This window comes from Streptomyces sp. NPDC034084, from assembly GCF_055575535.1.
Window position 1 is genome coordinate 1 of sequence record NZ_JBVISK010000001.1, and the last position, 7,583, is coordinate 7,583.

The window sequence follows — 7,583 nt, forward strand, 5'->3', positions numbered from 1 at the left end:
AAGCACGCCGCCAGCGTTCGTCCTGAGCCAGGATCAAACTCTCCGTGAATGTTTACCCGTAATCGGGTGACACTCGCGTTGAGCGGGACACATCGGCCGGAATAGGGCCGAGTGTCCACAGCGTCCTCGCTGTGTTTTTCTTCAAAGGAACCTCGACCATCCGAAGATGGACGGGGTATCAACTAATCTGGCGTTGATTTTTGGCACGCTGTTGAGTTCTCAAGGTGCGGACGCTTCCTTCGTTCCTGTTTCCAGGCCCTCCGGGCGCTTCCTTCGTTTCCGACTCTATCAGATCTTTCCGATCCGATTTCCTCGGTGCTTTCCGGTCCCTTTTGCTTTCGCTCCGGGCCCTTCCGGCGTGGTCACTACTTTAGCTGATTTCCCTCGGGGCTCATAATCGAGTCATTCGAAACGAATTTCGGAATGCCGAAACGAACCCCATTCGGGGTGATCATCTTGAGTAGTGGGTGGCCGCTCCAGGGTGCTCGAACAAGCAGGCCCGGTTCCAACGGCTCGGGCCACGTTAGTCGGTCGTCCTCGCCGAGTCAACCCTTCGCTTGCGAGGGGTGTGGGGACGGTACGGGCTGACGGTCGGGTCCTCCGTGATCCAGAAGCGCCAGGGGTGCGGGGCGCCGTCGCCGCCCACGCCCGTACGGGGGCCACTGCTGATGCCGGCCGGATCGGGGGGTGTGCCGGTGAGGAGGGCGAGAGGTCCGTCCTGGCCCGCGCAGGTGTCCGTGCCGTTGAGGGACAGGGCGATGTCGAGGGCGGTGGCCAGCCGGGCCGGGCCCTTGGCCAGCTCGTGGTCGGAGCGGGCCGAGCGGCGGCGGGGGCGGGCCTGCTCGGCTCCCTCCAGGACCTCGCCCGCGCGCAGCAGGACTCCGCCGGCGTGGCCCTCGGGGCCGCACACCAGGTTGAGGCAGTGCCACATGCCGTAGGTGAAGTAGACGTACGCGTGGCCCGGTGGTCCGAACATGACGGCGTTGCGCGCTGTACGGCCCCGGAAGGCGTGTGAGCCGGGGTCGATCGCGCCGGCGTACGCCTCCACCTCCGTGAGGCGCAGTTCCATCCGGCCTTCCGCGGTGTTGCGGACGAGGGTGCGACCCAGGAGGTCGGGGGCCACCTCCAGAACGGGGCGGTCGAAGAAGGTCCGCGGGAGCGGCGTACGGTCGGGGCTCTCGATCATGCCGTCCGAGCGTACTGGGGACCGGTGGGGAACCGGCTACCGTCGTCGCGCGTAAGTAGGGGTCAGGACCCGAGAAGGAGTGGAAGTCATGGGATTCAAGAAGCTGCTCGCGAGCCTGGGTGCCGGCGGGGCCACGGTGGAGACGGTGCTCACCGAGGAGAACGTCGTCCCCGGTGGGGTCGTCCAGGGCGAGGTGCGGATCCAGGGCGGCAGCGTCGATCAGCAGATCGAGGGGCTGTCCGTCGGGCTGCAGGCGCGTGTCGAGGTCGAGGGCGGTGACCAGGAGCACAAGCAGGACATCGAGTTCGTGAAGGTGCGTCTGGGCGGTGCCTTCGAGGTGAAGGCCGGCGCGGTGCACGTGGTGCCGTTCGGTCTGGAGATCCCGTGGGAGACGCCGGTCACCTCGGTCGCCGGGCAGCAGCTGCGGGGGATGAACATCGGGGTGACGACCGAGCTGGAGATCGCCCGGGCCGTGGACTCCGGTGACCTGGACCCGATCAACGTGCACCCGCTGCCGGCGCAGCAGGCGATCCTGGACGCCTTCCTCCAGCTGGGCTTCCGTTTCAAGAGCGCGGACATGGAGCGCGGGCACATCCGGGGGACGCGGCAGAAGCTGCCCTTCTACCAGGAGATCGAGTTCTTCGCGCCGCAGCAGTACCGGGGTCTGAACCAGGTCGAGGTCAGCTTCGTCGCGGACGACCGTGAGATGGACGTCGTCCTGGAGATGGACAAGAAGCCGGGGCTCTTCACCGAGGGCAGCGACTCCTTCCGCGCGTTCAAGGTGGGGCTGCACGACTTCCACACCACCGACTGGGCGGCTTATCTGAACCAGTGGCTCGCCGAGGTCGGTGGCCGTCGCAACTGGCTCTAGGCTCGGGATCGTCAGCGTTGACGGACGATTCGGAGGTACTCGACGTGTCCGAGGGCAAGAGGGCGCCGCTCCCCCATGACTTCCATCCGCCGGTGGCGGAGTTCACCGTGGTGAGCGACGACGTCGCGCCGGGAGGGGTCCTGAAGGACGCTCAGGTGTACGCGGCGGGGAACACCTCGCCGCAGCTGAGCTGGGAGGGGTTCCCGGCGGAGACCAAGAGCTTCGCGGTCACCTGCTTCGACCCGGACGCTCCGACGGGCAGCGGGTTCTGGCACTGGGTGGTGTTCGACATCCCGGCGTCGGTGACGGAGCTGCCGGCCGGTGCCGGTTCCGGATCGTTCGAGGGGCTGCCGGCCGGTGCCGTGCACGCGCGGAACGACTACGGTGCGAAGGAGTTCGGGGGCGCCGCTCCCCCGGCGGGAGAGCGGCACCGGTACGTCTTCACGGTGTACGCGGTGGACCAGGAGAAGCTCGGTCCTGACGCCGACACGCCGCCGGCGGCCGTCGGTTTCAATCTGCGGTTCCACACGCTCGGCCGTGCCCAGCTGATCGGTGAGTACGAGGCGCCTGCGGCGGGCTGATCGTTCGTTCGTTCGTTGTTTGCCCGCTTCTGGTCTTGGAGAGATCAGAAGCGGGCATCTTTTGTTGCGCGGAAAATTGCGTTGTCCGCCCCGGCCGGCCCGGCCATCGTTGATCCAAGCCCGAAGACCCCTTCCGGGGCTGGGGCCGGCACACGGGAGGTGGGCAACATGCGGGACACGCTGGTACTCAACGCGAGCTTCGAGCCGCTGTCGACGGTCACACTCAACCGTGCGGTGGTGCTTGTCCTTCAGGACAAGGCCGTCGTCGAGCAGGCCCATCCCGAGCTGAGGGTGCGGGGTGTCGCCGTCGATCTCCCGGTGCCGCGGGTGATCAGGCTCTGCCGGTACGTACGGGTGCCGTTCCGAAGACAGGCTCCGTGGTCGAGGAGGGGGGTGCTGGTCCGGGACCAGCACCGGTGCGCGTACTGCGGGCGGCGGGCGACGACGGTCGACCACGTGGTGCCGCGGGCCCAGGGCGGTGGGGACAGCTGGCTGAACACGGTCGCTTCCTGCGCCGAGGACAACCACCGCAAGGCCGACCGGACGCCGGAGCAGGCGGGGATGCCGCTGCTGCACCAGCCGTTCGAGCCGACCCCGGCGGACGCGATGCTGCTCGCGATGCGAGCGAGCCGGCGGTCGGAACTGCCGGAGTGGCTGGTCGACTCGGCCGCGTAGGGGTGTGATCCGTAGGTGTGCGGATGGGCCCGTCTCCCGTTGGGGGGCGGGCCCATCCGTTTCGGGGTCAGCCGAGGGTGAGTTGGAGGATGGCGACGACGCCGACCGCGATGATGACTCCGCGCAGGACCGTGGGGGGAAGTCTGCGGCCGACCTTGGCGCCGAGCTGCCCACCGAGGGCGGAGCCGACGGCGATGAGCAGGACGGCCGTCCAGTCGAACTCTGCGACGAAGAGGAAGAAGACGGCGGCGACTCCGTTGACCAGGGCGCCGAGGACGTTCTTGACGGCGTTGACGCGCTGGAGGTCGTCATGGAGCAGCAGGCCCATGAGGGAGAGGTAGAGGACTCCCTGGGCGGCGCCGAAGTATCCGCCGTACATGCTGGCGAGGAGGAGGCCGACGAGGAGGGCGGGGCCGCCGTCGGGGTGGGCCTCGGTACCGGTCTGTTCGCGGCGGCGCTTCACGGCGGCGGCGATGCGGGGCTGGAGCAGGACGAGGACGAGCGCGAGGCCGATGAGGACGGGGACGATCGCGTCGAAGGCCTGGGAGGGCAGGGCCAGGAGCAGGATCGCGCCGATCAGGCCGCCGAGGAGGGCGACGGCCCCGAGGCGGAGGACGCGGGCTTTCTGGCCCTTGAGTTCGCGGCGGTAGCCGATGGCTCCGCTGATGGAACCGGGCACGAGGCCGAGGGCGTTGGAGACGTTCGCGGTGATCGGGGGGAGTCCGGTCGCGAGGAGGACGGGGAACGTGATGAGCGTTCCCGATCCGACGATGGTGTTGATGGTGCCGGCGCCGATGCCGGCGGCGAAGACTGCCAGGGCTTCCCAGATGGACAACGCCATCTCCTTACATGGTCAGTGGCTCGCCTCCCCGCCCCGAGGTCGTCGGGGTCGAGGGGCTCGCACCGATCATGCACGAGGATTACGTGTACGTGTCAGTCAACCTGGGGGTCGTCTCGCCGCTCGGTCGATCCGCCCTTCACGTTGAAGCCGGGGGTGCCGCCGCCCACGTTGCCGAAGGCGCCGGAGAGGCCCTTGAGGGCGTCGCCGATCTCGCTGGGCACGATCCAGAGCTTGTTGGCGTCGCCCTCGGCGATCTTCGGGAGCATCTGGAGGTACTGGTACGAAAGGAGCTTCTGGTCGGGGTCGCCCGCGTGGATGGCCTCGAAGACCGTGCGGACGGCCTGTGCCTCGCCCTCGGCCCTGAGGGCGGCGGCCTTGGCCTCACCCTCGGCGCGGAGGATCGCTGACTGCTTCTCGCCCTCGGCGGTGAGGATGGCGGACTGGCGGGTGCCCTCGGCGGTGAGGATCTGAGCGCGCTTGTCTCGCTCGGCGCGCATCTGCTTCTCCATCGAGTCCTGGATGGAGGTCGGCGGCTCGATGGCCTTGAGTTCCACGCGGTTGACGCGGATGCCCCACTTGCCGGTGGCCTCGTCGAGGACGCCGCGCAGGGCCGCGTTGATCTCCTCGCGGGAGGTCAGGGTCCGCTCCAGGTCCATGCCGCCGATGATGTTGCGGAGAGTGGTGACGGTGAGCTGCTCGATCGCCTGGATGTAGCTGGCGACCTCGTAGGTCGCGGCGCGGGCGTCGGTCACCTGGTAGTAGATGACCGTGTCGATGTTGACGACCAGGTTGTCCTGGGTGATCACCGGCTGCGGCGGGAACGGGACGACCTGCTCGCGGAGGTCGATCCGGTTGCGGATCGAGTCGATGAACGGGACGACGATGTTCAGTCCGGCGTTGAGCGTGCGGGTGTAGCGGCCGAAGCGCTCCACGATCGCCGCGCTCGCCTGCGGGATGACCTGGATCGTCTTGATCAGGGCGATGAAGACGAGCACCACCAGAATGATCAGGACGATGATGACTGCTGACATCGTGTTCCCCGTGCCCTTCGCTGCCGGTTGTCTGCCGGATCGCTTTCGATGATCGAGTTTCCCAGATGTCGGAGCGTCATGGGCGAGGTTCGGTCACATGACCACGGCGGTCGCCCCGTCGATGTCCACGACGTCGACCTGTTCGCCCGGTTCGAAGCTCTGACCGGAGTCGAGCGTGCGGGCCGACCAGACCTCGCCGGCGAGTTTGATGCGGCCTCCGCTGCCGTCGACCCGCTCCAGGACCACGGCCTGACGGCCTTTCAGGGCGTCGACTCCGGTGGAGAGTCCGGGGCCGCCGCCGCGGTGGCGGGCGGCGATCGGGCGTACCACCGCGACGAGTGCCACGGAGACGACCACGAAGACGAGTACTTGGGGAACGATGCCGAAGCCGAGGGCCGCGGTCACCGCCCCGGCGACCGCTCCGACGGAGAACATGCCGAACTCCGGCATGGCGGTCAGGACCAGCGGAATGCCGAGCCCCACCGCGCCGATCAGCCACCAGACCCACGCGTCGATGTCCACGTGGTCATGGTAGGGCGGTGGGGTCCTTCCGGGACAGGGCGCGGGCGGCTGTGCGGGACGCCGGTGCCCTCTCCGGTCACTTCAGGGGCAGGCCGTGGGCGGTCCACCGGTCGCCGACGCGCTCGACGACGAGCGGCAGGCCGAAGCAGTGCGAGAGGTTGCGGGAGGTGAGCTCGGTCTCCACGGGGCCGGCGGCGAGGACCTTGCCCTGGCGGATCATCAGGACGTGGGTGAAGCCGGGCGCGATCTCCTCGACATGGTGCGTGACCATGATCATGGAGGGGGCGTACGGGTCGCGGGCGAGGCGGCCGAGACGGCGGACCAGGTCCTCGCGGCCGCCGAGGTCGAGGCCGGCGGCGGGCTCGTCGAGGAGGAGGAGCTCGGGGTCGGTCATCATCGCGCGGGCGATCAGGGTGCGCTTGCGCTCGCCCTCGGAGAGGGTGCCGAACCTGCGGTCCAGGTAGTCGTTCATCCCGAGCCGGTCCAGGAAGGCCTTGGCGCGCTGCTCGTCGACCGGGTCGTAGTCCTCGTGCCAGGTGGCGGTCATGCCGTACGCGGCGGTGAGGACGGTCTGCAGGACGGTCTGGCGCTTGGGGAGCTTCTCCGCCATGGCGATGCCGGCCATGCCGATGCGGGGGCGGAGGTCGAAGACGTCGGTGCCGACGCCGCCGAGCTGCTCGTCCAGGATGCGGGCGGTGCCGTTGGTGGGGAAGAGGTAGCTGGAGGCGATGTTCAGGAGGGTGGTCTTGCCGGCGCCGTTGGGTCCGAGGATCACCCAGCGCTCGCCCTCCTTGACCGACCAGGAGACCTCGTCCACCAGAGCCCGTCCGTCGCGGACCACGGATACGTCCACCAGCTCCAGTACATCGCTCATGAGCGCGTTGTCTCCCCTTGCGGTCGAGTCTTGTCGTCGCCTTGCGCCGATGGGCGCGGCGTCCAGGGGAAAACCTACGTTATCGACGGAGCGGACCCGTCCGTAGGGCTTCCTTTCAGTCCTTAGTCTGGGGGGATGCTTTCGGAACCACGCTCAGGACGCCTGGCCGCCTGGGGCAATGCCCTCCTGGCCGGGGCGGTGTCGCCCGACGAGGCGGCGATGGCGATTGTCGGGGAGGACGCGGTGCACCGCGTGGAGGGGCTGCCGGGTGAGGCGGGGCCGGTGGGGCTGACGCTCGCTCTGGGCCGGCTGCGGCGGCTCGGGGTGACCGGGTGGCGGGTCTCGCTGCCGGCGCCGGGGCATCCGCTGGGGCTGAGCGGACCGCCGGACTTCAACGCGCGGGCGCTGGAGGCGGAGGAGGCGGTGGTGGGCTTCGGCGCTCCGTACGGTCTCGTGCCGGAGGTCTCGGAGGCGGGTCCGGCGGGTGACGTGCACGTGGAGGTGGTCTGGCACTGTCTGGCGGTGCGGGAGGCCCCGCCGGCGGACGTGCCGTCCCTCGGTGAGGCGGAGCGGGAGCTGGCGGAGGCGCTGCGGGACGCGACGGCGGTGCTGACCCGGCTCGACGTGGCGGCCTCGGGTCCGGCGGCGGACGCGGCGCGCGAGGCGTACCGGGCGCGGGCGGAGGTGGGGCGCGAGGTGCTGGCCCCGGGCTATCCGCCGCGCGCGGTGCGGGTCCTGGAGCTGGCGCAGCGGATCGGGCTGCTGGTGAACCTGGCGTACGACCACGGGCACGGGGGCGCGGTCAGCGCGTCGGAGATGGCGGCGCGGGGGGCGGCGCTGCGGCCGGTGGAGCGGGTGGCACGGCGGGCACAGGTCGCCGCGTACAACGCGTACGTGGAAGAGAGGGAGCGGGAGCGGGGGTTGTGAGGCCTCGCCCTCACGACCGACGGACGGAGTCCGGCGCAGCGCCCCGAAGCCCGTGAGGCGCCCCGGCGCCGAACG

9 protein-coding genes are annotated in these 7,583 nt (G+C 69.5%); 4 read left to right on the forward strand and 5 right to left on the reverse strand.

Annotation, left to right across the window (positions count from 1 at the left end; genetic code table 11):
- Nucleotides 1–523 precede the first annotated feature (523 nt).
- The gene (locus ACZ51I_RS00005; RefSeq protein WP_468870428.1) at nt 524–1,186 is read right to left on the reverse strand and encodes a DNA-3-methyladenine glycosylase; all 663 of its coding nucleotides are present in this window, start codon (nt 1,184–1,186) and stop codon (nt 524–526) included.
- 88 nt (nt 1,187–1,274) lie between these two features.
- Here ACZ51I_RS00005 and ACZ51I_RS00010 point away from each other — a divergent pair, with 88 nt between their 5' ends.
- The 3 genes from ACZ51I_RS00010 to ACZ51I_RS00020 all read left to right on the forward strand — a co-directional run bounded on the left by ACZ51I_RS00010 (nt 1,275) and on the right by ACZ51I_RS00020 (nt 3,313).
- Nucleotides 1,275–2,057, forward strand: a complete 783-nt coding sequence (locus tag ACZ51I_RS00010) for a sporulation protein (protein WP_468870429.1) — start codon at nt 1,275–1,277, stop codon at nt 2,055–2,057.
- 44 nt (nt 2,058–2,101) lie between these two features.
- Nucleotides 2,102–2,638 (forward strand): YbhB/YbcL family Raf kinase inhibitor-like protein, encoded by a 537-nt coding sequence (locus ACZ51I_RS00015; RefSeq protein WP_468870430.1) that lies wholly within the window; start codon nt 2,102–2,104, stop codon nt 2,636–2,638.
- 168 nt (nt 2,639–2,806) lie between these two features.
- Nucleotides 2,807–3,313: an HNH endonuclease gene (locus ACZ51I_RS00020; RefSeq protein WP_468870432.1), complete on the forward strand. Its 507-nt coding sequence runs from the start codon at nt 2,807–2,809 to the stop codon at nt 3,311–3,313.
- A 67-nt stretch (nt 3,314–3,380) separates the two neighbouring features.
- On the opposite strand, the gene ACZ51I_RS00025 is transcribed toward ACZ51I_RS00020, so the two are convergent.
- The 4 genes from ACZ51I_RS00025 to ACZ51I_RS00040 all read right to left on the reverse strand — a co-directional run bounded on the left by ACZ51I_RS00025 (nt 3,381) and on the right by ACZ51I_RS00040 (nt 6,581).
- Nucleotides 3,381–4,154 (reverse strand): sulfite exporter TauE/SafE family protein, encoded by a 774-nt coding sequence (locus ACZ51I_RS00025; protein WP_468870433.1) that lies wholly within the window; start codon nt 4,152–4,154, stop codon nt 3,381–3,383.
- 92 nt (nt 4,155–4,246) lie between these two features.
- Nucleotides 4,247–5,185: an SPFH domain-containing protein gene (locus ACZ51I_RS00030; protein ID WP_468870434.1), complete on the reverse strand. Its 939-nt coding sequence runs from the start codon at nt 5,183–5,185 to the stop codon at nt 4,247–4,249.
- A 93-nt stretch (nt 5,186–5,278) separates the two neighbouring features.
- On the reverse strand, nt 5,279–5,707 hold the full coding sequence (locus ACZ51I_RS00035) for an NfeD family protein (RefSeq protein WP_468870435.1): 429 nt from the start codon (nt 5,705–5,707) through the stop codon (nt 5,279–5,281).
- Between the two features lie 76 nt (nt 5,708–5,783).
- The gene (locus ACZ51I_RS00040; protein ID WP_468870436.1) at nt 5,784–6,581 is read right to left on the reverse strand and encodes an ABC transporter ATP-binding protein; all 798 of its coding nucleotides are present in this window, start codon (nt 6,579–6,581) and stop codon (nt 5,784–5,786) included.
- Between the two features lie 135 nt (nt 6,582–6,716).
- Here ACZ51I_RS00040 and ACZ51I_RS00045 point away from each other — a divergent pair, with 135 nt between their 5' ends.
- Nucleotides 6,717–7,508, forward strand: a complete 792-nt coding sequence (locus ACZ51I_RS00045; protein WP_468870437.1) for a hypothetical protein — start codon at nt 6,717–6,719, stop codon at nt 7,506–7,508.
- Nucleotides 7,509–7,583 lie beyond the last annotated feature (75 nt).

Bases quoted from the DNA above. Each gene is read 5' to 3' on its own strand.
- ACZ51I_RS00005 (WP_468870428.1), bottom strand. From the start codon at position 1,186: ATGATCGAGAGCCCCGACCGTACGCCGCTCCCGCGGACCTTCTTCGAC.
- ACZ51I_RS00010 (WP_468870429.1), top strand. From the start codon at position 1,275: ATGGGATTCAAGAAGCTGCTCGCGAGCCTGGGTGCCGGCGGGGCCACG.
- ACZ51I_RS00020 (WP_468870432.1), top strand. From the start codon at position 2,807: ATGCGGGACACGCTGGTACTCAACGCGAGCTTCGAGCCGCTGTCGACG.
- ACZ51I_RS00025 (WP_468870433.1), bottom strand. From the start codon at position 4,154: ATGGCGTTGTCCATCTGGGAAGCCCTGGCAGTCTTCGCCGCCGGCATC.
- ACZ51I_RS00030 (WP_468870434.1), bottom strand. From the start codon at position 5,185: ATGTCAGCAGTCATCATCGTCCTGATCATTCTGGTGGTGCTCGTCTTC.
- ACZ51I_RS00040 (WP_468870436.1), bottom strand. From the start codon at position 6,581: ATGAGCGATGTACTGGAGCTGGTGGACGTATCCGTGGTCCGCGACGGA.
- ACZ51I_RS00045 (WP_468870437.1), top strand. From the start codon at position 6,717: ATGCTTTCGGAACCACGCTCAGGACGCCTGGCCGCCTGGGGCAATGCC.